Origin of the sequence: Anoxybacillus andreesenii, from assembly GCF_030813005.1 — a bacterium.
GTDB classification, from domain to species: domain Bacteria; phylum Bacillota; class Bacilli; order Bacillales; family Cytobacillaceae; genus Robertmurraya; species Robertmurraya andreesenii.
On sequence record NZ_JAUSTU010000001.1, the window covers coordinates 360,499 to 385,860 of the forward strand.

At 40.2% G+C, this 25,362-nt stretch carries 23 protein-coding genes; 16 read left to right on the forward strand and 7 right to left on the reverse strand.

The window, feature by feature from the left end; all coding sequences use genetic code 11:
• The first annotated feature begins 75 nt into the window (after positions 1 to 75).
• From J2S07_RS01810 to J2S07_RS01840, 7 genes are all read left to right on the forward strand, one after another.
• Positions 76 to 180, forward strand: coding sequence for a YjcZ family sporulation protein (locus J2S07_RS01810; protein WP_307148681.1), 105 nt, complete (start codon positions 76 to 78; stop codon positions 178 to 180).
• Between the two features lie 27 nt (positions 181 to 207).
• Positions 208 to 351 carry a YjcZ family sporulation protein gene (locus J2S07_RS01815; RefSeq protein ID WP_307148682.1) on the forward strand — a complete coding sequence of 48 codons (144 nt, stop codon included), beginning with the start codon at positions 208 to 210 and terminating at the stop codon, positions 349 to 351.
• A 249-nt stretch (positions 352 to 600) separates the two neighbouring features.
• Positions 601 to 2,181, forward strand: a complete 1,581-nt coding sequence (locus J2S07_RS01820; RefSeq protein ID WP_307148683.1) for a peptide chain release factor 3 — start codon at positions 601 to 603, stop codon at positions 2,179 to 2,181.
• A 151-nt stretch (positions 2,182 to 2,332) separates the two neighbouring features.
• Positions 2,333 to 3,712, forward strand: coding sequence for a Na+/H+ antiporter NhaC (nhaC, locus tag J2S07_RS01825; RefSeq protein ID WP_307148684.1), 1,380 nt, complete (start codon positions 2,333 to 2,335; stop codon positions 3,710 to 3,712).
• A gap of 171 nt (positions 3,713 to 3,883) precedes the next feature.
• Complete coding sequence (locus J2S07_RS01830; protein ID WP_307148685.1) at positions 3,884 to 5,050, forward strand: DUF5667 domain-containing protein; 1,167 nt, start codon at positions 3,884 to 3,886, stop codon at positions 5,048 to 5,050.
• Positions 5,051 to 5,192: 142 nt separating this feature from the next.
• Positions 5,193 to 5,936 carry an RNA polymerase sigma factor SigI gene (sigI, locus tag J2S07_RS01835; RefSeq protein ID WP_307148686.1) on the forward strand — a complete coding sequence of 248 codons (744 nt, stop codon included), beginning with the start codon at positions 5,193 to 5,195 and terminating at the stop codon, positions 5,934 to 5,936.
• Entirely contained in the window at positions 5,933 to 7,039 is a 1,107-nt protein-coding gene (locus tag J2S07_RS01840; protein ID WP_307148687.1) for an anti-sigma factor domain-containing protein, read from the forward strand. The genes sigI and J2S07_RS01840 overlap by 4 nt, the downstream gene beginning before the upstream one ends.
• 56 nt (positions 7,040 to 7,095) lie before the next feature.
• Here J2S07_RS01840 and J2S07_RS01845 read toward each other — a convergent pair whose 3' ends face one another.
• From J2S07_RS01845 to J2S07_RS01860, 4 genes are all read right to left on the reverse strand, one after another.
• Positions 7,096 to 7,293 (reverse strand): alpha/beta-type small acid-soluble spore protein, encoded by a 198-nt coding sequence (locus J2S07_RS01845; RefSeq protein ID WP_307148688.1) that lies wholly within the window; start codon positions 7,291 to 7,293, stop codon positions 7,096 to 7,098.
• Between the two features lie 250 nt (positions 7,294 to 7,543).
• The gene (locus J2S07_RS01850; protein WP_307148689.1) at positions 7,544 to 8,866 is read right to left on the reverse strand and encodes a (Fe-S)-binding protein; all 1,323 of its coding nucleotides are present in this window, start codon (positions 8,864 to 8,866) and stop codon (positions 7,544 to 7,546) included.
• Complete coding sequence (glcD, locus tag J2S07_RS01855) at positions 8,863 to 10,275, reverse strand: glycolate oxidase subunit GlcD (protein WP_307148690.1); 1,413 nt, start codon at positions 10,273 to 10,275, stop codon at positions 8,863 to 8,865. The genes J2S07_RS01850 and glcD overlap by 4 nt, the downstream gene beginning before the upstream one ends.
• A gap of 120 nt (positions 10,276 to 10,395) precedes the next feature.
• A complete protein-coding gene (locus tag J2S07_RS01860; RefSeq protein WP_307148691.1) occupies positions 10,396 to 11,520 on the reverse strand; it encodes a CdaR family transcriptional regulator in 1,125 nt (374 codons plus the stop codon).
• Between the two features lie 150 nt (positions 11,521 to 11,670).
• Between J2S07_RS01860 and J2S07_RS01865 the strand changes: the two genes are divergently transcribed.
• Positions 11,671 to 13,026, forward strand: coding sequence for a TrkH family potassium uptake protein (locus tag J2S07_RS01865; protein WP_307148692.1), 1,356 nt, complete (start codon positions 11,671 to 11,673; stop codon positions 13,024 to 13,026).
• A gap of 48 nt (positions 13,027 to 13,074) precedes the next feature.
• On the opposite strand, the gene J2S07_RS01870 is transcribed toward J2S07_RS01865, so the two are convergent.
• A complete protein-coding gene (locus J2S07_RS01870) occupies positions 13,075 to 13,413 on the reverse strand; it encodes a DUF3905 domain-containing protein (RefSeq protein ID WP_307148693.1) in 339 nt (112 codons plus the stop codon).
• Positions 13,414 to 13,539: 126 nt separating this feature from the next.
• Between J2S07_RS01870 and ykzP the strand changes: the two genes are divergently transcribed.
• On the forward strand, positions 13,540 to 13,701 hold the full coding sequence (gene ykzP, locus J2S07_RS01875) for a protein YkzP (RefSeq protein WP_307148694.1): 162 nt from the start codon (positions 13,540 to 13,542) through the stop codon (positions 13,699 to 13,701).
• Positions 13,701 to 13,838 carry a protein YkzE gene (gene ykzE, locus J2S07_RS01880; RefSeq protein ID WP_307148695.1) on the forward strand — a complete coding sequence of 46 codons (138 nt, stop codon included), beginning with the start codon at positions 13,701 to 13,703 and terminating at the stop codon, positions 13,836 to 13,838. Before ykzP ends, ykzE begins: the two co-directional genes overlap by 1 nt.
• Before the next feature lie 12 nt (positions 13,839 to 13,850).
• On the opposite strand, the gene J2S07_RS01885 is transcribed toward ykzE, so the two are convergent.
• Both J2S07_RS01885 and J2S07_RS01890 read right to left on the reverse strand, forming a co-directional pair.
• Entirely contained in the window at positions 13,851 to 15,611 is a 1,761-nt protein-coding gene (locus tag J2S07_RS01885) for a B12-binding domain-containing radical SAM protein (RefSeq protein WP_307148696.1), read from the reverse strand.
• A 129-nt stretch (positions 15,612 to 15,740) separates the two neighbouring features.
• Entirely contained in the window at positions 15,741 to 17,432 is a 1,692-nt protein-coding gene (locus J2S07_RS01890; RefSeq protein WP_307148697.1) for an L-lactate permease, read from the reverse strand.
• 327 nt (positions 17,433 to 17,759) lie between these two features.
• Between J2S07_RS01890 and J2S07_RS01895 the strand changes: the two genes are divergently transcribed.
• From J2S07_RS01895 to J2S07_RS01920, 6 genes are all read left to right on the forward strand, one after another.
• Positions 17,760 to 18,497 carry a FadR/GntR family transcriptional regulator gene (locus J2S07_RS01895; protein WP_307148742.1) on the forward strand — a complete coding sequence of 246 codons (738 nt, stop codon included), beginning with the start codon at positions 17,760 to 17,762 and terminating at the stop codon, positions 18,495 to 18,497.
• Between the two features lie 258 nt (positions 18,498 to 18,755).
• Positions 18,756 to 19,472 carry a lactate utilization iron-sulfur protein LutA gene (gene lutA, locus J2S07_RS01900; protein ID WP_307148698.1) on the forward strand — a complete coding sequence of 239 codons (717 nt, stop codon included), beginning with the start codon at positions 18,756 to 18,758 and terminating at the stop codon, positions 19,470 to 19,472.
• 39 nt (positions 19,473 to 19,511) lie between these two features.
• Positions 19,512 to 20,939, forward strand: a complete 1,428-nt coding sequence (locus tag J2S07_RS01905; RefSeq protein ID WP_307148699.1) for a LutB/LldF family L-lactate oxidation iron-sulfur protein — start codon at positions 19,512 to 19,514, stop codon at positions 20,937 to 20,939.
• Positions 20,939 to 21,655, forward strand: a complete 717-nt coding sequence (locus J2S07_RS01910; protein WP_307148700.1) for a LutC/YkgG family protein — start codon at positions 20,939 to 20,941, stop codon at positions 21,653 to 21,655. Before J2S07_RS01905 ends, J2S07_RS01910 begins: the two co-directional genes overlap by 1 nt.
• A 326-nt stretch (positions 21,656 to 21,981) precedes the next feature.
• Positions 21,982 to 22,995: a 2-oxoacid:acceptor oxidoreductase family protein gene (locus J2S07_RS01915; protein WP_307148701.1), complete on the forward strand. Its 1,014-nt coding sequence runs from the start codon at positions 21,982 to 21,984 to the stop codon at positions 22,993 to 22,995.
• The gene (locus J2S07_RS01920; RefSeq protein ID WP_307148702.1) at positions 22,995 to 25,277 is read left to right on the forward strand and encodes a thiamine pyrophosphate-dependent enzyme; all 2,283 of its coding nucleotides are present in this window, start codon (positions 22,995 to 22,997) and stop codon (positions 25,275 to 25,277) included. The genes J2S07_RS01915 and J2S07_RS01920 overlap by 1 nt, the downstream gene beginning before the upstream one ends.
• Positions 25,278 to 25,362: the final 85 nt, after the last annotated feature.

Here is a 25,362-nt window from a genome sequence, read left to right on the forward strand (position 1 = left end):
AATGTGCGTTTGTCTATTCCCGATTCCACATTCGCTGAATAGGATATATTGACTCACAATAAGGAGGTCTAAAATATGTCAGATGGATATGGATATGGCGGCGGATTTGCCCTAGTAGTAGTACTGTTTATTTTATTAATTATAATCGGTGCTTCTTGGGGTTACGGCGGATTTTACTAAAAAACTCATGTTAAAGGAGGGGATATAATGCCATTCGGTTATGGATATGGAGGCTTTGGTGGCTACGGCTTTGGTGGTTGCGGTGGCTTCGGATACGGCGGAGGCTTCGCTTTAATTGTCGTACTCTTCATTCTCTTAATTATTGTCGGAGCTGCATGCTTTAAGTGGTAATTAGAAAAGCGGAAGCGCTGGACCAAGACAGTTCTCTAAGCAAAAGGAGATTTTAGATTTTTCGGACTGTAGGAAAGTGGGGGAAACCCTGCTTTCTTTGTGTGATCGTATTTATTTTTTGTTCAAAACAATCATGTTTAAGAGCTACATAAAAGGGTGAGAATTTGTTATAATATAGCGTCGCAAGTTTTTTTGAAGAGCTAACAAACATCGTTAAGAAATGAATAGATGGAAAGGATACAACTATTTATGGGTAATGACTTTAAGAATGAGGTACTATCCCGTCGCACCTTTGCAATTATTTCTCACCCGGATGCTGGGAAAACAACTTTGACCGAGAAGCTTCTTCTTTTTGGCGGAGCCATTCGTGATGCTGGTACAGTGAAAGGGAAAAAGACAGGGAAATATGCAACAAGTGACTGGATGGAAATTGAGAAGCAACGTGGGATTTCAGTAACATCAAGCGTGATGCAATTTGAGTATCAAAACTGTCGTGTAAACATCTTAGATACCCCAGGACACCAGGATTTTAGTGAGGATACGTATCGAACATTAACCGCTGTAGATAGTGCTGTAATGATTATCGATTCAGCAAAAGGAATTGAGGAGCAGACCTTAAAGCTGTTCAAGGTTTGCCGCATGCGTGGGATTCCGATATTTACCTTCATTAATAAGCTAGACCGAGAAGGCAGAACTCCTTTAGAGCTGCTTGCAGAACTTGAGGAGGTCATGGAAATAGAATCCTATCCAATGAACTGGCCAATCGGTATGGGCAAGGAATTCCTAGGGATCTATGATCGCTACTATAAGCGAATTGAGCAATTTCGTGTGGACGAGGACAAACGCTATGTGGAGCTTAATGAGGATGGAGAAATTGAAGGGGAGCACCCTCTTAAGCAAAGCGGTCTCTATGACCAGACGCTTGAAGAAATTATGCTGTTAAATGAGGCTGGAAATGAATTTTCCCGAGAAAGAATCGAGAATGGTGAACTAACACCTGTATTTTTCGGAAGTGCCTTAACAAATTTTGGCGTCCAAACCTTCCTTGAAACCTATTTACAATTCGCTCCACCCCCGCAGGGAAGAAATTCAACCGAGGGTAAAATCGATCCAATGTCTGAAGAGTTTTCTGGATTTATTTTCAAGATTCAAGCCAACATGAATCCAGCTCATCGGGACAGAATTGCCTTTTTACGCATCTGTTCAGGAAAATTTGAAAGAGGCATGACGGTCAACTTACCGAGATTGAACAAGCAAATAAAGCTTGCTCAATCTACACAGTTTATGGCGGATGATCGCAGCACAGTTGAGGAAGCTGTAAGTGGAGACATCATTGGCTTGTACGATCCGGGTATGTACCAAATTGGAGATACGTTGACCGTGGGCAAGAATGATTTCCAATATGAGAGATTACCGCAGTTTACACCGGAACTGTTTGTACGTGTAACCGCAAAGAACGTCATGAAGCAAAAGCATTTTTACAAGGGAATCGAGCAGTTAGTGCAAGAGGGAGCGATTCAGCTATTTCGGAATGTTAGAAACGAGGATTATTTATTAGGGGCAGTCGGTCAGCTACAATTTGAAGTCTTTGAGCACCGCATGAAGAATGAATACAATGTCGAAGTGATTATGGAGCGGTTAGGCTCGAAAATCACGAGATGGGTCGAAAATGAAACCGTGAATGAAAGCCTATCTGCTCAAAGAAGTATTCTTGTGAAGGATCGCTATGGAAAATTAGCCTTCCTTTTTGAAAATGATTTTGCGCTCCGATGGTTCCAGGACAAAAATCCTGATATCAAATTATACAATCCGATGGATGATTACCAGTAACATACAAGGAAAACGACTCAAATATGGGTCGTTTTTTATTTTGGCTTTACATTGACATCCGTCCTAATCATATATTAATATAATGTTATTCTTTGCTTTAATGCTAAAAAGCGTTTCAGTGCGAAAATATTTTTGAACGAGGGATAAGGCGATGAGACAGGAGCAAGCAATAATAAAACTAACTTTCTTGGAGGCTATTCTACTAACCTTGCTTATTTTGGGAGGAGTTAGTTTTCTTATAATCAAATACGAAGCTGTTCCACATATTCCGATTGTCCTCGCAATTTTTTTGCTATTTTTATATGGAATGATCAAAAAGGTTTCCATTAAGGACTTAGAGAGTGGGATGATTGAAGGGGCAAAATCTGGGCTTGGCGCAGTGATGATCTTCTTTTTTATTGGCATGCTGATTAGCAGCTGGATGGCAAGTGGCACGATTCCAACCTTCATCTATTTTGCATTAGAGTTTGTAAACGGTAAATTTTTTTACTGTGTTGTGTTTGTAGTGACATCACTAATTGGCATTAGCATTGGGAGCTCACTAACGACTGCTGCAACCTTAGGCGTTGCCTTTATGAGTGTCAGCTCAGCCTTGGATTTCTCATTGCCTATTACAGCAGGGGCGATTATTTCGGGGGCTTTCTTTGGTGATAAAATGTCTCCCATATCAGATACAACGAATCTCGCTTCGATGACTGTGAAGGTAGATTTATTCGAGCATATCAAAAATATGATGTGGACAACGGTTCCGGCTTTCCTGTTATCCTTTGTCCTTTTTGCTGCACTTTCTCCAGCTGAAGCATCGGCTAGCTTTGAGAAGATTTCTTTATTAAAAGAAACCTTACGCTCTTTAAATCTCGTACATTTATACTCTATCTTGCCATTTCTTGTGCTTACATTTTTGGCAATCAAAAGAGTTTCGTCCATTGTTACTTTATCCGCAGGAATTCTATCATCATTAGTGTTGACATTTTTCGTTCAGGAGAATTTTAACTTTGCAGTTATGATTAAGCTCTTGTTTAGCGGCTTTGAAATAAAGAGTGGTGTGGAAGAAATCGATGTGCTCTTAGGCAGAGGAGGGATGGAAAGCATGATGTTTTCTATGTCGCTCGTGCTCCTTGCACTAGCTTTAGGAGGGCTTTTGTTCAAAATTGGGATTATGGATGCTCTCCTAAATGCCATTTCCGCTTTCCTATATAAAGTGCCACTTCTAGTTCTTTCAACGGTAACAACTGCCATTGGTATCAATTTTTTAGTAGGAGAGCAATATTTATCGATCCTTCTAACAGGAAATGCATTTGAGCAGCCTTTTAAAAAAGCAGGGCTTCATCTAAAAAATCTATCCCGAATCTTGGAGGATGCAGGGACGGTGATCAATCCACTCGTTCCATGGGGAGTTTGTGGAGTCTTTTTGTCAGGAGTTCTAGGTGTCGATACGATTGATTATGTACCATATGCCTTCTTCTGTCTCCTATCTCCTATTATTACACTTTTCTTTGGGTTTACAGGGATTAGAATTTCAAAACTATAGCATTCACTTTAGCAGCTACTCTATCGGCTGCTTTTTTTTGCGTCCATTTCTGGTACTAGAAATGTCGAATTATTGTTTTTTTATTTTCCCAACCCCCAAAATGGATTTTGCTCATGCGTATCTCTTTAATAGATGGCGGCCGCCTTAAAAAAAATCATGAGGTGAAAGAAGATGAACAAAAAATCGAAGAAATTACTCGCAATAGCAGCAACAGGATTTTTGGTATTCTCCACAACACCAGCATTTGCTGAAGATAATGGGCTTGGCCTCACAGTTGTAGATGATACAAAAGCAGTGAATCAGAACGCTGAGACTGATGTGAATAGCATAACAAGCGAAGATGGTAATGAAGCAACAGTTGATCAAAATACGGAAGCTCCCTCCCTTCTTCCTGGAGACTTCTTTTATTTTGCAAAAACAGTCTTAGAAAAAATAAAGCTCGCCTTTACCTTCGATAACGAAGAGGAAGCGAAACTATTTACTACATATGCATCTGAACGATTGGCGGAAGCAGAGGCTCTTTTCAAAAATGGAGAAGAGGATAAAGCGCTGGAGACTATCCAAAAAGCGCTCGAGAATCTAGATAGTGCGGGAGATTTAGTGGAAGGTGGGTCTTCTACAGTTGAAGAAAAGGAGGAGAATTCGAAGGTGACAGATGACGACTCCACTCCAAAGGACGAAGAAGCTTCCACTACGGAAGAAACGATGACACCGAAAACGGATGAGGAGACAACTGTTGAGGATTCTTATAATGAAGTGGAAAAGCTCATTTCCCAAAATATTATTGCCTTGAAAGCAGCCCTAGAAAAGGTAAAGAATCCGGTTGCAAAGGCAGCACTTCAAAGAAACATTGAAAAAAGCTATGCAAAACTCGCGAAGAAGCTTGAAAAGATAGAAGAAAAATACGCCAATAAAGACGATGACTCCGCTGCTGATGTTGACATTCCGAATGAAATAAAGGAGGAAGACGGTACTCAACCATCTGCAAAGGCGCCAGAAGTTGTAGAGCCTCCTGTTATTAAGGATGAGCAAGCTACTGAGAAATCAGTTGAAGATGAACGTGTAGTTGAAAGTATTAAGAAAGACCAGAAGAACAGGGTGAAAGAAGTAAGACAAGAAATCAAGGAAATAAAACAGCAGGAAAAGGCTAAACAGAAACAAGTTAAAATGGAACAGAAACAAGTAGCAAAGGAAGGCAAGCGAGTTGAAAAAGAAATAAAGAAACAGGAGAAACAAGCTGAAAAGCAGGCAAAGCATGCTGAGAAGCAGCAAGAAAAGAAACATGGTCAAGGTCATTCAAAGGACCAAAGCAAAAAGGAACACGGTAAAGATAAATAAGCCCATTCAGGAGCTCCATCCATTATGGTGGAGCTTCAAACATCTCACCTCAGGTCACAGGATTCACATTTCCAAAACCTTACCCTTAAAAAAAGACCAAGCATATCGTAATATATAGATGTGATCAAAAAGGGGTGAGACTGTGCTTGGTTTATTGTTCTTGACCAAAAAGAAGGAAAAATCACTTGAGGAAACGGTTTTATACATACAAAAAGGTGATTTGGCACTTCAAAACGAACTCATTACAGCTTATAAGCCATTCATTGCAAAATCAGTTTCAGCCGTTTGCAAAAGGTATATTAGTGAAATAGATGATGAATTTAGTATTGGGTTAATCGCCTTTCACGAAGCGATTGAGAAATTCGAACCAACAAAAGGCAGCTCTATGCTGAAGTTTGCTGATGTCATTATAAAACGAAGAGTGATTGATTATATTCGTTCTCAAATCAAGCATAGGAATGTGAGCTTTGAGATAAGTGAAGAACAAGACGATGAAAATCCTCAATCGACTATTGAAGCGAAGGTGTCGATTGATGCATTTCAAAAGGAATTAGACGTGGAGTTAAGAAAGCATGAGATTATCCAATTTGCTCATGTACTCCGGGAATATGGCTTAACCTTCGAGGATTTAGTAAAGAACTCTCCAAAACATGTTGATGCCAGGAAAAGTGCCATGGAAGTGGCTCAAATCGTCGTACAGAAGGAAGAATTAAAGAGCTTTTTATTAGAAAAAAGAAAGCTTCCAATCAAACAATTAGAAGAATTGGTACAGGTAAGCAGAAAAACAATTGAAAGAAACCGGAAATATATTATTGCCATGTCGCTGATTTTGATGGGCGATTATGTTTACTTACGAGATTATATAAAAGGGGTGTTAGAAACGTGATCAAAGGAATTATTATGGAAATGAATGAACGTTTTTTAACATTGTTAACCCCCGATGGTGAATTCCTTCAAGTTAGAAAAAAAAGCAACGATTATCAAATCGGACAAGAAATTTTGGTTCCAGTGGAAGATAGAGGAACATTTTTTTCTAATGTAAAGGTGTGGAAAGGAAAGTCGGTTGTCGCATTTGCTATCGCCTGTATCCTTGCACTAGTTACTTTTATCCCGATTGGCAAGGATGAAGTATACGCCTATATGAGCATTGATGTTAATCCTAGTATAGAACTGGGTGTTAACGAGGATTTAGCCGTAATCGAGTTGATTTCCTACAACGATAGTGGGAAGAAAATTATTGCTGATCTGCCTAAGTGGAGAAACAAAGATATTCATGAAGTAACAGGCTATATCCTGAAGAGCCTGAAAACAAACGGTTATCTTAAAGGGGAACAGGAAGTAATTGTTGGCACTGTCCACACAGGAGGGATTAACGAGAAGAGTGATCTGAAGCTTGAGGCCGCTATAGGAGAAATGAAGGAAGCGGTTACGAAAGATAAGGGAGAGCTTATCACCTTTGAGGCCACCAAAAAGGAAAGACAAACGGCTCTAGAAGCTGGAGTTTCAACTGGGAAGCTGATGGCGGAGCAACAAAAGGGTAAGCTTGAACAAATCGAAAGCACAAGAAAGAACAAGGAAGATTCTCGACAAAAGGAAAGTCGTACTGTGCAACAAAAGCCAGTAATTGAAAAGAATACAAAAAAGGAGCAGACCCCAAATAACAATGGGAAAGCCAAAAAGGAAAAAATAAATAAGAACAAAGCTCCTCATGACAAAATAGATCATAATCCATCTAAGAATAATAAGAATGAGTCAAGAAGAGACCAACGACCGGGTCAAGAAGATAAGTTAAAAGAAGAAAAAGCGGGGAAGAATCAGGGGAATTCTGATCAATATAAGAATAAAAATCAGAAGCATAACTGGGACAAAAACCCTTCCCGTAATAAAAATCAATCCAATCATAATGGAAAGTCCAATAGCAAAGGGAAAAAGGATGAAAAACCGAACCGAGCTAACGACGCTAAAAAGGAAAAGGAAAACTGGAAATAAGAAGTCCGGCGCTGTTGCCGGACTTCTTTGCCATCTATTATGGTTATTTGTGGGGATTATTTGTTTTGTCCAGAAAGCTGTGCTTGAGCCTGGTGAACAAGTCGTTTCGTGATTTCTCCACCAACGGATCCATTTGCTCGGGAAACGGTATCAGAACCAAGTGTCACTCCGAATTCCTGTGCGATTTCATATTTAACCTGGTCTAAATATTGCTCAATCCCAGGGACTAATAGCTTATTGCTGCTTCTTGCCATTTCTCTCAGCTCCTTAAATAATTTACAGAAGATTAATCTCTGTGTATTTATTATTTGAGAAAGCTCAAAATACATAAGTGGAAAATATGACAAAAAACCATTATGAGCCTGCTTAATAATAGTCGGTAGCATACCTTCTCTTCGTTGTTGCTCCAAAACCATGAGCAAAGACTCGTTCAGGTATACCACCGACAATGAACTATTCACAAAAAAAAGAGCAGGAATATTCCCGCTCTTGTTACATGTTTTATTACTTTACAGCCTCCAGCAATAAGTCAACAATATGCACGGCTCTCATTTTATCGCTAAGGCCTTCTCTTTCAATCCCGAGCTTCATTTGAAGAAGACAGCCAGGATTTGCGGTCACGACCGTTGTTGCATGAGTTGACTTTGTTTGCTCCATTTTATAATCCAAAATTTGCATCGACATTTCTGATTCGACAATATTATAGATACCTGCTGAGCCACAACAGCGATCAGCATCCTTCATCTCTTTGTAGTCTGCTCCTTCAATCGCTTGTAAAAGGGCACGTGGTGCTGCAGCTGTCTTCATGACATTTCGCAAATGACAGGAATCCTGATAGGTGACAATTTGGTATGGTAGCTCTAGTTTGACCTTTTTATGAAAATCAACTTCATACAATATTTGTGTAATATCCTTTATTTTATTCTTAAAGTCAATGGCACGATCCTTCCATACCGGGTCATCCTTCAGAAGATGGTCGTAATCGACAAGGAAGGCTCCACAGCCACCCGCATTCGTGATAATGTAATCGACATCCAAATCTTCAAAGGCTTGAATATTTTTTCTTGCCAGATCCTTTGAGCCACTCTTCTCACCGCTATGTCCATGCAGGGCACCACAGCAATTTTGACCCTTTGGAATAACGATTTCACAACCAGCGAGCTGTAATAGCTTCATGGTCGCATTATTTGTCTCAAGGAACATCGTATCCATCAAACAGCCAGTGAAAAAGGCAACTCGCTTCGTTTTTGGAGCTTCTGCAGGTAAGAATTCAGGTCGGTTTTTCATTTCCTTCATCGATGGAACCTTTGGCAGCACTCTTTCCATCGTAGCTAATGATTCAGGGAATAGCTTCATAATGCCAGTTCCTCTTGCTACCTTTTGCAGGCCAGAGCGCTGGTAAAATCCCAATAAGCCCATTGCGGTTCTCATGCGATTTTGATGAGGAAAAAGTCCATCAAACACGACCTTGCGAACAGTGCGAACAGGTAAGCTATGCTTTTTATTTTGATTGATAATATCTCGTGCTTCCTCAAGTAGATGACCATAGTTGACGCCAGATGGACAAACAGGTTCACAGGCACGGCAGCCAAGACATTGATTTAACGACTTCTCAAAATCTTCATCTGGCTCGATTAATCCATCGACAACCGCCTTCATTAACGCAATTCGGCCACGGGGAGAATGGGATTCTTTAAAGCCCGATTCGATATAAGTTGGGCATGATGGTAAGCAAAAGCCGCAGCGCATACAGTTCAGTAGTTCGTCTTCGTTCATACGGTTCTTGAATTCTGTTTGAATTGTTTGTTGTTCTTGCACTGTTGTCATTTTCCAACCACCACACGTTTTCTAGTATCTTTCGCGAACATCTTACCAGGATTCATAATATTATTTGGATCGAGTCCTGCCTTGATGGCCTTCATCGCTGCAATTCCTGCCTCACCAAGCTTCAATTCAAGATAAGGTGCTTTCATCACACCGACACCATGCTCTCCAGTAATTGTTCCACCGAATTCAACGGCTTTGATAAAAATTTCTTCAAAGGCTTTTTCAACCCGCTCCATTTCTTCCCGATTTCTCGCATCAGTAGGGACGGTAGGATGAAGATTTCCGTCACCTGAATGTCCAAAGGTACAAATTTGTAGGTTGTATTTAGCACCAATTTCATTAATGGCCCTTACCATTCTAGCTATTTCGGAACGTGGTACGGTTGCATCCTCGAGAATGGTTGTTGGCTTAATTCTAGCGATGGCAGATAGAGCCCATCTTCTAGCTGTTGTTAAAGCCTCCGCCTCCTCGGTCGTTTTGGCAACTTGAACAGAAACGGCTTGCTCTGATTTACAAATTTCTTCAATTTTTAAGATATCTCGATCTACCTGTTCAGGTGAACCATCTTGTTCAATCAGTAAAACAGCCTTTGCTTCTGTAGGAAGTCCAATTTTTACATAATCCTCAACAGCTGCAATCGTTGGCTGATCAAGGAATTCTAGCGTTGCTGGGATGATTCGATTGGCAATAATCTTCGAAACTGTACGTGCCGCTGCTTCAAGGTCCTCATAAAGAGCGAGCATCGTTTTCTTCGTTTCAGGCTTTGGAACAAGCTTAAGAATCGCTTCCGTAATGATGCCAAGCGTTCCTTCCGCACCGACATAAAGTCTCGTTAGGTCGTAGCCGGCAACATCCTTGGCGAGTTTTCCTCCTGTACGAATAATATCGCCATTTGCTAGTACGATTTCTAATCCCATCACATAATCTCTAGTTACCCCATATTTTAATCCTCGAAGTCCACCAGAGTTTTCGCTTATATTTCCTCCGATTGTGGAAGATTTCATCGAACCTGGGTCCGGTGGATAGAATAGGCCGTTCGCTTCCGCCATATTAATAATATCTAGGGTAATGACTCCTGGCTGCACCGTCATTGTCAAATTTTCCAAATCAAGCTCCAAAATTTTGTTCATATGCTTAAAAAGGAAGACAATCCCACCTTCAGTTGGGCAAGTTCCTCCACAAAGGTTTGTACCTGTACCTCTTGGAACGATCGGAATTTTATATTCATTACAGATTTTTACCAATTCTGAAATTTCTTTTGTGTTTCTTGGACTTACAACAGCATCTGGCATGGACTGCATATCCGGTGTCGCATCATAAGAATACGTAAGTCTTCCTACCTTGCTGTCATCAAAATTCTCCTCACCCACAATGTCGACGATCATCTTTTTGATCTCTGCGTTAATCATATGAGCAATTTCCCCCTTCTTAAGTTAAAGCGCTTTCGAAAAAGTACGGTATATAAAAATCTTTAATACTATAAGTATAAAAAAAAGCGGGGGAAGCCGCTATGGATGATTATACAAAATTCAATTAGGATTTCTACCTTTTTTTATATGTTTATCTAAGAAAATAATGGATAAATAAAGAGTAAAAAAATCATCGATGTTTCTTGGGTTCAATCCGGTCAATTCTGTCATTTTTTTTAAGCGATAGTGCAAGGTATTAATATGAATATGGAGTGCCTGAGCGGTTTTCTTTAAGGAAAAATGGTTCTCAATCAGCTTTCTAAGTGTAACAAGGAGTTCAGGTTCTGCCAATAGAGGGTTAATAGTTCTTTTGACAAAATCCTCTTTCGTTTGCTGTTTGATGTCATCGAAAATCATTTCCAAAGCCAAATCTTCATCAAAAACCAGTGCTCCTTCGGAATCACGTGCATTTAATGCTCTCTCTGCTTGATGATAAGACTGCTTAAGCTTTGAGGGAGCTGTGATCAAACCGACGCCAACACTGACATCACATTTGAAACGGTTGAGTAAAAAATCATGGAATCTTAGCGCTTTCTTACGGGTGTCACGGTTTCTTTGAGACGGGGTTAAAAGATAAATGATTCGTTTATTTCCCCATCTCGAAATAATTTCGTTCTGCCCACGTTCGTCCCAGGACAGAATGGAGAGCCATAAATCACGATGAAGGGCTTGAGGGTCTCCACCTACCTCTGCAATCATCACCTGTCTATCCACCTTTAAATCAATATTGAGCAATGTTGCCCGCTCGATAAAGGATTCGCTCCATTCCTTTAATTGAATCCAATCAAGAAGGAAGGCCTCTATGGAACGGGATTGCCAGTCAAACTGCTCGGTATAGTAGCTCTCACTAATAAGGAGTTCAGTCATTTTTCGAATAATTTCAGCAAATGGAGATACCGCATCCGGATTTCCAGTTATCCCGATAACCCCTACAACATCCCTTTGAAAAAAGATGGGGAGGTTAATGCCAGCTTTTACCCCTTTAAGTACTGCTTGGTCTTCCTCGGTGATCACCAGTTTTTCTTTTCTTTCTGAAGCGATCAGAGCTCCTTCGTGAAAGGTATTGACCCTATTTGGATCGGTGCTAGCCATAATTTGTCCTTTCGTATCGACGACAATGATATCCTCGTTCAATAATCGGCGTACCTCTACGACAATTTTTTCAGCAAGCTCTTTTATTAGCATCACAGTTTCCTCCTATTTCTTTCATTATAGAAGAATGAGTGAAAATGTGTAAATTTCTTGATAAGTGCTTTAAAAAAGAGAAGTTTTTCTTTATTATAAGGGGATAGGAAAAGAGAGGATGTCGGAATGACTTAGGAAGGAACAAATATAATGAGGACTCAATTGAAATTATTTCTGAAAAAACTGACTCCAGCTCGAATTATAGTTGGGTATTATATGTTAGCTGTCACGATTTCAGTATTGATGCTAAGAATACCTGCCGTTCATCTACCTGGTGTTGAGGTATCTTTTATTGATTCCGTTTTTACAGCGGTTAGTGCTGTTAGTGTGACTGGTTTAACGGTAGTAAATATTTCTGAAACTTACAGTGTATTCGGTATTTTTGTCCTAATATTGATATTCCAATTAGGTGGAATTGGAGTCATGACTCTGGGTACATTTTTCTGGCTCCTATTAGGGAAGAAAATTGGGTTAAAGGAACGGCAATTAATTATGGTTGATCAAAATCAACCGAATCTTTCTGGCTTGGTTAATTTAATGAAGGATATCCTAAAAATCATTTTGTTAATCGAGCTATTAGGCACATTAATTTTGGGTGTTTATTTTCTAAAATTTTATCCCGATTGGAAGGACGCTTTTTTGCATGGACTATTTGCTTCGATTAGTGCAACCACTAATGCGGGCTTTGATATTACTGGGCAGTCGCTTATCCCTTATGCAAATGATTATTTTGTACAGCTTATAAACATTATATTAATTACTCTAGGTGCGATTGGTTTTCCGGTTTTAATCGAGTTAAAACAATTTCTTATGCACCGAGATAACAGCCGAATCTTTCGTTTTTCACTATTTGCGAAATTAACCTCTATAACGTTTTTGGCTTTATTGGTGTTTGGTACTATTGTGATTCTACTGTTAGAGTGGAACCATGCTTTTCGGGGGGCATCATGGCATGAGTCATTCTTTTATGCCCTTTTCCAATCTGCCACAACTCGGAGCTCAGGGTTAGCAACGATTGATGTCAGTACATTTTCGCAGGCAACATTGATCGTGATGAGCGGTTTGATGTTCATCGGGGCTTCGCCAAGCTCTGTCGGCGGTGGGATTCGAACGACGACATTTGCTTTAAATATTCTTTATTTATATCATTTTGCTAACGGGAATCGTCACATTAAAGTTTTTCGTAGGGAACTGCATGAAGATGATATCCGCAAAGCGTTGGCTGTTACGATGCTTGCCTTTATTTTATGTTCCGTATCTTTAGTCGTTTTATCGATTTCAGAGACCCATTCTTTATTGGCGTTGCTGTTTGAAATTTGCTCGGCGTTCGGAACAACGGGACTTTCCATGGGAATCACCCCTGATCTATCGACCTTTGGAAAATGTGTGATTATGCTGTTAATGTTTATTGGTAGAATTGGTTTGCCTTCGTTCTTATTCATGATCGGTGGAAAAGAAGAGAAGACCAAATTCCACTATCCGAAGGAAAGAGTCATAATAGGGTAGGCTCTTTTTACGCAGGAAAAGGTCCAGGGAAATTTCCTTGGACCTTTCTTAATCCTTTCCATGGCTAACATCATGAGTCGGATGCATAAATGGATATGCCTGGGGCTTCCTTTTGCTTTCTACTAGCTCTCTATTTTCTGGCGTATTCCAACCAATGTCATTCGTGGGATGGACCCATTCATCCCCTGCCATAATGGCAGGATCGGTTTCATCCGTCCAATTCTCAAGGGGAGAATTCTTAGAGGAGTAGTTGCTATCTCCGATGACTACACCGTAATCGTTCACGAAAGGCGGCATGACCTCCATTCCGGTTCCCTTGAAATCTGGAGCATTGATTTGATGTGGCATCGTTTCATCGATTGTAACCTTCTTCAGCTTCTTCTTCATTTTAGATCACCTCTCAATCTTAACCTAACCTATTTTCATAAGGATTATGGATGAAATAAAAGGCAGGGTATTGTAATGGATTATGGAAATAATAATAGCTGTAGTAATTGGATAGGAGGTATGTAAATGGCAAAGAGAAAAGCGGAGTTTGATGCAGTAGAGAAGCATAGCAAAACACCAAAGAGAAATTTACAGGAAGCGGAATTTTCAGCAGAATTTGCTCGTGGTGAAGATGATATGAAGGGCTTCAACCGCAATTCAAAGCAGGGAAGAAAGGGGAGGGGCTAATGAAGAAAAAGGAGCCCCCCAAGGATTTAGCTAACGTAGAATTCGGGAATGAGTTAGGCGATCTCAACGCTAGTAAGATATTTGAAATACCTGAAGCAAACCGCAAGGAATCCCAAGGGAAAAAGAAATCAAAATAAAGGAACACACGATCATTGGATCGTGTGTTCTGTTATTTTATAAGAGAAAAAATTCGCCTTCTCAGAGGTTGGATCAAAGTAAATAAGCATGGGTGATTTCCTCGGCACAATCGTTCCGCTGTTCATATATTCATGTAGATCAAAGGATATTTCTTCTAGCATCGTATGCTTGTATAGTTCCTTTTCGTTTAGAGATAATTTCTCAAACTGTTCCTCAAGTAGGTCTGGATTTTGCAGTAGTCTTTGATAAATGTCCGATCGTTGCTTTTTGTCGTAGCTTGGTTCCCACCATGGTTTTCTTGGCTTGTATTTCGATCTTGTTAGATAATCAAGCTTCATAATATCAATGACAACCCGGGACTCCTCAAAATCCTTCGTTTCAATGAATTCGAGCAGTCGTTTATATAAGTCCTCCAACTGATGACCGATACGTGCCCAGCCTCTTTCCTCCCAATAAGAACCAAATTCCTGGAAGAAATCAAATGGGGAAGGGAATAGATTGGATACTAAATACTCAATTGTCTGATCCATTCGGTGATCGTTCCAGTATTTCTCCAAAACATCCTCGACTTGCTTGATTTTGATAATATCCTCAAAGGATAGAACACGGTTGCCAAGAATTTCATATGGAGCATGGTCCATATAGATGTATTGATGCTCATCTGCTCGCAGACGTAGGCCGGTGCCACGTAGCATTTTCAGAAATCCAAGCTGCAGTTCCTCAGGTCTCATGGCAAACACATCATTAAAGGTTTTTCGGAATGATTGGTAATCCTCTTCTGGAAGGCCGGCAATTAAATCGAGATGCTGGTCAATTTTCCCGCCATTTTTCACCATGGTCACGGTGCGTGTTAGCTTTTCAAAATTCTGCTTTCTCATCACCAATTCATTCGTATAGTCATTGGTTGATTGCACCCCAATTTCAAAGCGAAAAAGGCCGGGAGGGGCTTCTTGATTGAGAAACTCGATGACTTCTGGCCTCATAATATCGGCGGTAATTTCAAATTGAAACACGGTACCTGGTACGTGTTCATCGATGAGAAAGCGGAACATTTCCAAGGCGTAGCTTCGGCTAATATTAAATGTCCGATCGACAAATTTAATCGTTTTGGCCCCATGCTTCATTAAGAAACGAATATCCTCTTTAATTTTTTCCCGATCAAAATAGCGGACACCTATTTCAATAGAAGAAAGACAGAATTGACAGCTGAATGGACAGCCACGACTTGTTTCGATATAGGTCACTCTTTTTGAAAGATGAGGGAGATCCTCTTCAAAGCGATAGGGAGAAGGAAGGACTCGAAGATCAATTTTATTCGCCTGTGGGTTGATGCGAATGTTTCCTTCCTCACGATAGGCAATTCCATGGACCTTGGAAAAATTATTTTCACCTTGCAGCTGAGTCAGCAGCTGTTTGAAGGTTGCCTCCCCCTCACCAATGACGATGAAGTCGAACTCCGGTACATTTTTCATCCATTCGAGCACATCGTAGGTAACCTCAGGGCCACCGACAACAATAGGAATAGAAGCATCAATTTTCTTGATCATATTAATGACTTTAATTGTTTCTTCGATATTCCATATGTAACAGCTGAAACCAATGACGTCCGGCTTTCTTTTGATTAGGTCGGTGACTATGTTCATCGTTGGGTCCTTGATCGTGAACTCAACTAGCTGAATGTCAAATTCAGGTGCGGCATTGGCCTTCAAATATCGTATAGCCAAATTTGTATGTATATATTTTGCGTTTAGGGTTGTACAGATTATGTTCATTTGAGAGCTTGAACTCCTTTTTGAAATAAATATTGACATATCATTATATCTTATTGTAGACAAAATGAATAGAAAAGGTACTAAAATAGCGATAAAAAAGCTCTCTCCAAGAGGGAGAGAGCTTACTTCTTAAGGAATCATCCAAGTTAATACGGTGCTTTGTAAGAATGTAATACAGCAGATAATGAATAATAGGAAGATACTGTGTTTTACAGTGAAGCGTAGTAATTCAGATTCTCTTCCTGCTAATCCGACGGCAGCACAAGCTACGGCAATGGACTGAGGCGAAATCATTTTTCCTGTTACACCACCAGATGAGTTAGCGGCAAGTGCTAATACTGGGTCCATGCCAACTGATGATGCAGTAACCTGCTGTAATTTCGCAAATAGTACGTTGGCAGAAGTATCGGAACCGGTAATGAAAACACCAAGCCAACCAAGTACTGGTGAGAAGAATGGGAAGAGTTTTCCCGTCTTTGCAAGGACCATTCCCAATGTTGTTGTCATTCCAGCGACATTGGCTACATACGCAAAGGCTACAACAGAGCAAATTGTGATTAGTGGGTACTTGATTTCATTAAGTGTGTGACCAAATGTAATGAAAAAGTCCTTCCAGCTCATCTTAAAGATGAATTTCGTTACGATTGCTGCTAAGAGAATCGCTGTACCTGCTGCACCAAGAAGCTCTAGCTTATAAACAGCTGCGATCGGGTCACCGGCAGCATTGAGAACTTTGTTATGCAAAAGCGGCACTTCTGGCATAAAAGTTAACGCATGACCGATTGAATTAACTATTTTTAGAATGGCATTTGTTCCTTCATAGTGGCCAGTTAGAGCTAGCTTAACTGTAGGAGTTCCCCAAAGAGAAATAAACGCCGTTAAGATAATAAATGGAGACCACGCTTTGAAAATTTGACCCCCAGTGTAATGAACGTCATGTGTTCCCTTGCTTTTAGCAGCCGCTGTAGCTGCCATTTCCTGTTCCGCAGAGAAACGGTAAATATTTTTTGGTTGCCAGAATTTCATGAAAATAGCTAAGGCAAATAATGAAACTAATGCAGAAAGAATATCCGGTAATTCAGGTCCTAAGAAGTTAGAAGTTAAATACTGTGTGATAGCAAATGATACACCAGAAACTAAGATAGCAGGCATAACTTCAAGTGCTTTCTTAAAACCTACCATAATGAATACTAAGAAAAATGGAACGAATACAGATAGGAATGGTAATTGGCGTCCAACCATTTTGGAAATTTCAGTTGCTGGAATTCCTGTTATCCCTTCCATCGCTGTGATTGGAACCCCGATGGCACCAAAAGCAACCGGTGCAGTATTCGCAATTAAGCAAAGGCCTGCTGCGTATAAAGGATTAAAGCCAAGTCCTACTAAGAGTGCTGCAGAGATCGCAACTGGTGCTCCAAATCCAGCAGCCCCTTCAAGAAAGGCTCCGAATGAAAAAGCAATCAATAATGCTTGAATCCGTCTGTCTTCTGTAATCGATAATACGGAATGACGAATTATATCAAAATGTCCAGTTTTAACGGTCATATTATATAGGAATACGGATGCAATGATAATCCAGCCAATTGGTAGTAATCCGTATACGGCACCTTGTGTTCCAGACATTATCGCAGTTCCAACAGGAACCTTAAAAGCAACGATAGCAAGGACTAATGCAATAAGAAAAGTTGTTATTCCTGCGATATACCCCTTCATTTTCTTAATGGCTAATGCCCAGAAGAAATAGAGAATTGGAATTAGTGCTACGATAGCGGACCATGCCAGACTATCGCCAACAGCAGTGAAGTTTTGTTGAAATGTCACGATGATTTCCCCCAATTAATAAATTTTAGTGATTGTTTGAATGCGCTAACAATCAACTTTTTCCAAAAAATATGTTACTCCTCTCCCCCTTTGTGAAGTAATCGTTTTCATATTTGCATATTTTCATAGGACATGATGATGTGGTCATCAGATGACTTGATGTAATGAATTATATTTTCTATTTCGACAAAATTCAACACCTTTGTGAAATTTTCTTAAATTTTTTTTCAAAAGGGAAGAAAAATATTGACAAGCTAAATTTTATTTTTTATGTATAATAGAGCTATATCTTAATAGCGAACAAGGGAGAATATGGGAGTGAACCGCTTGAAATATAAACAAATCAAACCGAAGAAGATATATGAGCAGGTTGCTGAAGCACTTCATGAAATGATTAGAACCGGGCAAATCAAACCGGGGGATAAGCTCGATTCCGTGCAGCAGCTCGCAGAAAATTTCCAGGTTGGCCGTTCGGCAATTAGGGAAGCGCTTTCTGCGTTGAAGGCGATGGGGCTAGTGGAAATGAGACAAGGGGAAGGAACATTTATTAGAAGCTTTGAAGCAAAGCAGGTCACTTTTCCACTTTCAACTGCGATTTTAATGAATAAAGAGGATATTGGTCACTTGTTGGAAGTGAGAAAAATTGTTGAAACAGGAGCTTCTGCATCCGCTGCAAGAAATCGTACGGAAAAGGATTTAGAAACGATGGAATTGGTCTTGGAAGAAATGAGGTTAGCTCAGGGCGATGGTGAGTTAGGAGAAAAGGCAGATTTCAAATTTCACCTTGCCTTATCAGCTGCTGCCCATAATCCATTATTATCTGGTTTAATGGATCAAATTTCAGAGCTCATGATTGAAACCCAGAGGGAAACACGCCGCTTGTGGCTGTTTTCTAAGCAAACAACTAGTGAAAAGCTGTACGATCAGCATATGGAAATTTATAAGGCGATTCTTAAAAGAGACGAAGAGCTTGCTCGAGAAGCTATGCTTTCCCATCTTGAAAATGTCGAGAACATTTTAAGAAAATACTTCGAAGAAACCGTTCATACTGAGAAATCTCAGTGATGAAAATGGAAAGTTTGAGGCTTATTCAGGCGATTGAATAGGTCTCAAACTATTTGTATTTCTCGTATTTTATTCCCTTATTCCTTTCTGGTTATAATTTCCTTTGTCATGTTTTGAGTGAAAACTCTTTCTAACAAAGGCTTGTTTGTAGTAGTATTAATTTAGTGAAATTGGTGTTTCCAATTTTTAGTCATCAGATGACCAGTTGACTATAGATCGAAATGATCGACAAATACTGTTTTATAAGGAGCGGGGAAAATGAAAGTAACCCTTTTTGCTACTTGTTTAGTAGATATGTTTCAAGGTGATGTAGGTAAAGCAACAGTTGAGCTGTTGGAGCGTTTGGGCTGTGAGATTGATTTTCCTGAGAACCAAATTTGCTGTGGACAGCCAGCCTATAACAGCGGATATGTGAAAGAAACAATTCCAGTAATGAAGCAAATGATGACTGCTTTTGAAAATGCTGAGTATATTGTGGCACCATCTGGATCCTGTGCATTCTTTTTTAAAGAATATCCACATATTTTTAAAGATGACCCAGTTTGGTTTCCGAAAGCAAAGGCTCTCGCTGATAAAACTTATGAATTAACACAATTTATTGTGGAAGTTCTAAAAGTAACAGATGTAGGGGCACGCTTGGAAGGAAAAGCGACCTACCATACCTCTTGCCATATGACAAGATTACTTGGAGTGAAAGAACCTCCTATGACTTTATTGAAAAATGTAAAAGGTTTGGAATTAGTTGAACTTCCTTTTAAAGAGCAGTGCTGTGGATTTGGTGGAACGTTCTCCGTTAAAATGGCTCATATTTCAGAGCAAATGGTGGATGAAAAAGTCGAGCATGTTGAAGAGACAGAGGCAGAATACTTAATTGGTGCAGATGCAGCATGCTTAATGAATATCGGTGGAAGAATTCAAAGACAAGGGAAGCCGATTAAGGTCATGCATATTGCTGAAGTACTAAATTGTCGATAAGTTGTACCTTTTTTACATTGAGAAAAGGAGGAAAAACAAATGCCAATGAAAACAAGTACCCAACCATTTAAGGAACGGGTAAATGATAATATTCAGGATTCTTTTATGCGGGGAGCAGTTTCGAGTGCTCAAAATCGATTTCAAACAAATCGACTTAAGCAAGCGGAAGAACTAGGACATTGGGAGGATTGGCGCTCCCATGCAGAAGAAATTCGTCAGCATGTCTTGGAGAATTTGGATTACTATTTATTTGAATTAAGTGAGAATGTTTCCAAAAGAGGCGGACATGTCTTTTTTGCTTCAACCCCAGAAGAGGCAAATCGCTATATAAAAGAAGTTGTCGAGAAAAAAGCAGCAAAGAAAGTCGTCAAGTCTAAGTCCATGGTAACGGAAGAAATTAACTTGAATTCAACCCTTGAAAATCTGGGCTGTGAAGTCATTGAAACGGATTTAGGTGAGTATATACTACAGGTTGATGATCATGAACCTCCGTCTCACATCGTTGTTCCTGCCTTGCATAAAAACAGACAGCAAATCCGTGATGTGTTTAAAGAAAAACAAGGTTACCAAAATAGTGATAAGGCTGAAGATATTGCGGCCTATGTCCGTGGGAAGTTACGTGAAGAGTTCTTAACAGCTGACGTTGGAATCACTGGCTGTAATTTTGCGATTGCAGAAACAGGCTCCATTACCTTGGTGACAAACGAAGGTAATGCAGACTTAGTAGCTGCCTTACCGAAGACGCAAATTACCGTAATGGGGATGGAAAGACTTGTACCAACAATGGAGGAAATGGAAGTCCTCGTTGGTATGCTCACTAGAAGTGCTGTTGGTAAAAAACTAACAAGCTATGTAACGACCTTATCAGGTCCCAGAGATGAAGGAGATGTTGATGGGCCAGAGGAGTTTCATCTAGTCGTCATTGATAATGGTCGATCTGGCATCCTAGGAACTGAGTTTCAATCTGTCCTTCAGTGTATTCGTTGTGCGGCCTGTGTGAATGCTTGTCCGGTCTATCGCCATGTCGGTGGCCATACGTATGGATCCATTTATTCCGGCCCAATTGGAGCAGTTCTATCCCCATTGCTTGGCGGTTATGATGATTATAAAGAATTGCCATATGCTTCTTCTCTATGTGGAGCATGTACAGAAGCATGTCCAGTAAAGATTCCTTTGCATGAGCTACTGATTAAACATCGCCAAGTGATTGTGGAGCGAGAAGGAAAGGCTCCATTTGCAGAAAAAATGGCAATGAAAGCCTTTGGAATGGGGGCTTCTTCATCAGGGCTTTATAAATTTGCAACGAAGATGGTTCCATCTGTTACGAAGCCATTCACAGACGGCGAGAAATTTACTAAAGGTCCTGGCCCTTTAAAAGATTGGATTGCAATCCGTGAGTTTCCAGCACCAAATAAACAAAGCTTCCGGGATTGGTTCAAAAATCGTCCAAAAGGAGGGAATCAATAATGAATGGAACCATACAGAATCGTGATGCATTCTTAAGTCAAATTGCTAACCGCCTTGGTCGTGAAAGAAAAACCTCATTAGAGAGACCTAAGTGGAAATACAATCCTCAGGATGAAGTATTGAAAGATGCAACACAAGATGACCTTGTAGAGGTATTAAAGCAACAATGCAATAATATCCATACAAAATTTGTTCAAACGAATTCAGCCAATCTTGTTGCTTCCCTGAAAGAAGTTGTCGATGGCTATGGTGGCGGTTCCATCGTTGTAGGGAACGATAAGCGATTTGAACAATTTGGTCTAAGCGAGCTTTTGAAAAAAGACTGGCCAGAATCCGGGTCGGAGGTACATGTTTGGGATCATACTTTGGGAAGAGAAAATATAGAAAAAGCGAACCTGGCAAATGTAGGGATTTCCATCAGTGAAATTACTTTGGCTGAGTCAGCTACAGCTGTTCTTTTTAGCAGCAAAGATCAAGGAAGAACCATTAGTTTTCTACCAAATTATTCGATTATCATTATGCCTAAGAGCACGATTGTTCCTCGTATGACTCAAGGAGCTCGATTTGTTCGAGAAAAAGTGAAAAACGGTGAGCAAATTGCCTCTTGTGTCAACTTTATTTCTGGACCAAGTGATTCTGCCGATATCGAAATGATTCCAGTTATTGGGGTTCATGGACCAATAAAAATGACCTATATCGTCGTTGATGATCTGTAAAAAAGAAGAATTTTATATCAATATAGTAAGGTATGCCGATTAAACGGTATGCCTTATTTTTTTGCCTGTTAACTATATTATAGGAGTATAGAAAACTGTTATAATACATTTATACAACTGTTATATAACTATATTTGTGTATCGGTTAGCTTGAAAGCACGATTTTTATTTAAATAATAAGAACTGTATCACATATTTTTTGTTTGATGTTTGATTTTTATCACAGCAAGAATAAATTTTTTAAAATAAAATAAGAAGTGGATTTAGAAAGAGCTCAATAGAAAGCTCAAAACACTATTCATACAGTACATATAGGGAGGGAGAACATGTCTATTTTACCGAAAAAAAATGAGTTGGGATTTTTTGAGATTCGCTTGGAATCTATCGGTGGTTTAGGTGCAAATTTAGCTGGAAAGATGCTTGCTGAGGCTGGTGTACTGGGACTTGGTCTTAACGGATCAAACTTTTCTTCATATGGTTCAGAGAAGAAGGGATCGCCAGTGAAAAGCTTCATTCGATTCTGTGATTCAGATGTAGAAATTCGTGATCATAGTCCGATTGAGCAGCCGCATGTCATTGGGGTCTTTCATGAGGCGTTATATAAAACGATTGATGTTGTAAGTGGATTAAATTCCGATGGAATCGTTCTAGTGAATTCAACAAGGGGCTTTGAGGAAATTAAGAAGGATTTACAATTAGAGTATGGAACATTAGCCATTGTCGATGCATTAGGGATTGCGGTTGAAGAGCGTACAAAGGTAAATACAGCAATGCTAGGAGCGTTATTCCGCATTTGTGATTTCCTTGATCCAGATTCGATGAGAGCTGTTATTCGCAAAACCTTTGAGAAGAAATATCCTCACTTAGTAGAACCGAATATTCGTACATTCGATCGTGGCTATAACGAGGTCCAATTTAAAACCTATGAGGTACCAGCTCATGCGGAAGGAAAGAGTTTTACTAGACCAGAGCCTCGACTTGGCTATGAAACTCAAGCTATTGGCGGTGTAATTACGGCTCAAGGAAATAGTATTCTTAAGGATTTAAGTGGCTCACGTCAGGGCTTCTTGCCTGAGCTCGATCTCGGTGCATGTATTCACTGTGCCCAGTGTGATACGGTATGTCCTGATTTCTGCTTCGTTTGGGAAGAAGGAGAAGACAAACGCGGCAGAAAGCAAATGTTCCTTAAGGGGATTGACTATCAATATTGCAAGGGCTGCCTAAAATGTGTGGAGGCTTGTCCAACAACTGCCCTTAATGATTTACGTGAAACGATTGGCTATGCGGATGCGCATCGAGTGAAGCAGAACTTTCCATATGTAGCAGGAGGTGTTTCTTAATGGCAATGGTGGAAAAAGAAGTTCAAGCTGAACAAGTGGCTACCTTTGAATCAGGAAACGAAATGGCAGCCATGGCTGCTGCACAAATTAACTATCATTTAATGGGGTATTTCCCAATTACTCCTTCGACAGAGGTTGCGCAATATTTAGACCAAATGAAGTCGCGTGGAGAGCATGATATCAAACTCATCGCTGCTGATGGAGAGCATGGTTCCGCTGGTATTTGTTACGGAGCTGCCGCTACAGGTGCACGTGTCTTTAATGCAACCAGTGCGAATGGATTCATGTACATGCTTGAGCAGCTTCCTGTACAATCAGGAACACGCTTTCCAATGGTTATGAATCTTGTGACCCGTGCGATCAGCGGGCCGCTGGATATTAGAGGGGACCATTCAGATCTATACTTTGCTCTGAATACCGGATGGGTCATATTAACAGCAAGAACGCCTCAAGCGGTCTATGATTTAAATATCATGGCATTAAAGATCGCTGAGCATTCTAAGGTTCGTCTTCCGGTAATCGTTGCTTACGATGGATTCTTTACCTCTCATCAAAAGCGGAAGGTCCATTATTTTAAGGATAGAAGAGTTGTTCAAGAATTTGTTGGTGAATGTCCTACAGATTATAATTTCATCCGTGATCCAAAGAAGCCTGTTACGATTGGTGCTCATATGGATGGAAAGGATTTAACGAATAACCATTTCCAGCAATCAGAAGCAATGTATGCAGCAGGGGATGTGTTCCAAGAGGTAGCAGCAGAATATGCGAAGCTTTCTGGCCGTGAATACCCAGTGCTTGACCTCTATCAAATGGAGGATGCTGAGGTAGCCCTATTCCTACTGAACTCTGCTGCTGAATCAGCGAAGGATGTTGTGGATAAGCTGCGTAAGCAAGGAATAAAAGCAGGTGTTATTAGTCCAAATATTATCCGCCCATTCCCACAAGAAGCGATTCGTAAGGCATTGAAAAATGTAAAAGCTGTACTAGTTGGGGAGAGAGCTGATTCCTATGGGGCTCATGGTCCAAACCTCACTCATGAAGTGAAGTCAGCTCTGCAGGAGGACAAGGATAACAGGACTATTGTGTTAAGCAGAGTTTTTGGATTAGGTGGAACCGACTTCTATGCTGATGATGCTGAAAAGTTCTTTGAATTCGCCATTGACGCAATGGAAAAGGGCTATGCAGAGAAACCATTTGATTATTATGGACATGTGCCAGGAAATCCGGAGAATGTCCTTAAGCCAGTAATCGAGCCGCAGCATGGAGATGTCTATAATTCAGGTCTAATCGAAGTGAAGATGGATGAGGAAACAAATAAACTAAAGGTGAAAATACCCCCACTTCGTGCATTGACAACAAAGCCAAAAAGAATTGCATCTGGTCATGGAGCATGCCCTGGATGTGGAATTTTTGGTGGGCTTGAGCTCTTTTTCAAAGGGATTGAAGGCGATGTTGTGGTCCTATTCCAGACAGGATGTGCCTATGTAACAACGACATCATACCCACATTCATCCCATAAACAAACGATGATGCATAATCTTTTCCAAAATGGTGCAGCAACCCTATCAGGTACGGTTGAAGCCTTCCTAGAGCTAAAGCGTAGAGGAGAAATTCAAGTATCAGATGACGCCACCTTTGTCATGATCACAGGTGATGGTGGAATGGATATCGGGATGGGTTCTGCTATTGGTACAGCCCTTCGTAACCATAAGCTGATCATCCTTGAGTACGATAATGAGGGTTATATGAATACAGGCTCGCAAATGTCCTACTCCACACCAATTGGAAATATGACAAGTACAACAAATGTTGGTAAGACGCAAAAAGGGAAGGCCTTCCACCATAAGGATACCCCACAAATTATGGCGTCAACCAATATCCCTTATGTGTTCACAGGTACGGAAGCATTCCCGCAGGATCTAGTGAAGAAGGCTGCTAAAGCGCAGTGGTATGCTCAAAATGTAGGTACGGTCTATGGAAAAATTCTTATCACTTGTCCATTAAACTGGAAATCTGAAGATCGCTATGGAAATACGATAATGGAAGCAGCTGTGAACTGTAATTTCTTCCCACTCTATGAAGTGGAGCAAGGAATTACTACCATTACCCATGACCCAGAAGCAAAGAAAAAGAAAATTCCTCTTTCCGACTGGTTGAAGTATATGGGTAAGACGAAGCACTTATTGAAGGAAGAAAATAAGGAAATTCTCTCTGATTTTGAAAAAGAAATTGAAAGAAGATGGCAGCGTCTAAAAGCACAGCATGAAAATCCACTCTTATAATAAATTTGAGGCCGTTTCTCGTGAGACGGTCTCTATTTCATAATTTTTTGCAGTTCCGACTATCCATTTTTTATCAAATTGATGG

What these genes read in the sequence shown, in the direction of transcription:
- J2S07_RS01810 (WP_307148681.1), top strand. Translation starts at nt 76, where the DNA reads ATGTCAGATGGATATGGATATGGCGGCGGATTTGCCCTAGTAGTAGTA.
- J2S07_RS01815 (WP_307148682.1), top strand. Translation starts at nt 208, where the DNA reads ATGCCATTCGGTTATGGATATGGAGGCTTTGGTGGCTACGGCTTTGGT.
- J2S07_RS01820 (WP_307148683.1), top strand. Translation starts at nt 601, where the DNA reads ATGGGTAATGACTTTAAGAATGAGGTACTATCCCGTCGCACCTTTGCA.
- nhaC (WP_307148684.1), top strand. Translation starts at nt 2,333, where the DNA reads ATGAGACAGGAGCAAGCAATAATAAAACTAACTTTCTTGGAGGCTATT.
- J2S07_RS01830 (WP_307148685.1), top strand. Translation starts at nt 3,884, where the DNA reads ATGAACAAAAAATCGAAGAAATTACTCGCAATAGCAGCAACAGGATTT.
- J2S07_RS01845 (WP_307148688.1), bottom strand. Translation starts at nt 7,293, where the DNA reads ATGGCAAGAAGCAGCAATAAGCTATTAGTCCCTGGGATTGAGCAATAT.
- J2S07_RS01850 (WP_307148689.1), bottom strand. Translation starts at nt 8,866, where the DNA reads ATGACAACAGTGCAAGAACAACAAACAATTCAAACAGAATTCAAGAAC.
- glcD (WP_307148690.1), bottom strand. Translation starts at nt 10,275, where the DNA reads ATGATTAACGCAGAGATCAAAAAGATGATCGTCGACATTGTGGGTGAG.
- J2S07_RS01860 (WP_307148691.1), bottom strand. Translation starts at nt 11,520, where the DNA reads ATGCTAATAAAAGAGCTTGCTGAAAAAATTGTCGTAGAGGTACGCCGA.
- J2S07_RS01865 (WP_307148692.1), top strand. Translation starts at nt 11,671, where the DNA reads ATGAGGACTCAATTGAAATTATTTCTGAAAAAACTGACTCCAGCTCGA.
- J2S07_RS01870 (WP_307148693.1), bottom strand. Translation starts at nt 13,413, where the DNA reads ATGAAGAAGAAGCTGAAGAAGGTTACAATCGATGAAACGATGCCACAT.
- ykzP (WP_307148694.1), top strand. Translation starts at nt 13,540, where the DNA reads ATGGCAAAGAGAAAAGCGGAGTTTGATGCAGTAGAGAAGCATAGCAAA.
- ykzE (WP_307148695.1), top strand. Translation starts at nt 13,701, where the DNA reads ATGAAGAAAAAGGAGCCCCCCAAGGATTTAGCTAACGTAGAATTCGGG.
- J2S07_RS01885 (WP_307148696.1), bottom strand. Translation starts at nt 15,611, where the DNA reads ATGAACATAATCTGTACAACCCTAAACGCAAAATATATACATACAAAT.
- lutA (WP_307148698.1), top strand. Translation starts at nt 18,756, where the DNA reads ATGAAAGTAACCCTTTTTGCTACTTGTTTAGTAGATATGTTTCAAGGT.
- J2S07_RS01905 (WP_307148699.1), top strand. Translation starts at nt 19,512, where the DNA reads ATGCCAATGAAAACAAGTACCCAACCATTTAAGGAACGGGTAAATGAT.
- J2S07_RS01910 (WP_307148700.1), top strand. Translation starts at nt 20,939, where the DNA reads ATGAATGGAACCATACAGAATCGTGATGCATTCTTAAGTCAAATTGCT.
- J2S07_RS01915 (WP_307148701.1), top strand. Translation starts at nt 21,982, where the DNA reads ATGTCTATTTTACCGAAAAAAAATGAGTTGGGATTTTTTGAGATTCGC.
- J2S07_RS01920 (WP_307148702.1), top strand. Translation starts at nt 22,995, where the DNA reads ATGGCAATGGTGGAAAAAGAAGTTCAAGCTGAACAAGTGGCTACCTTT.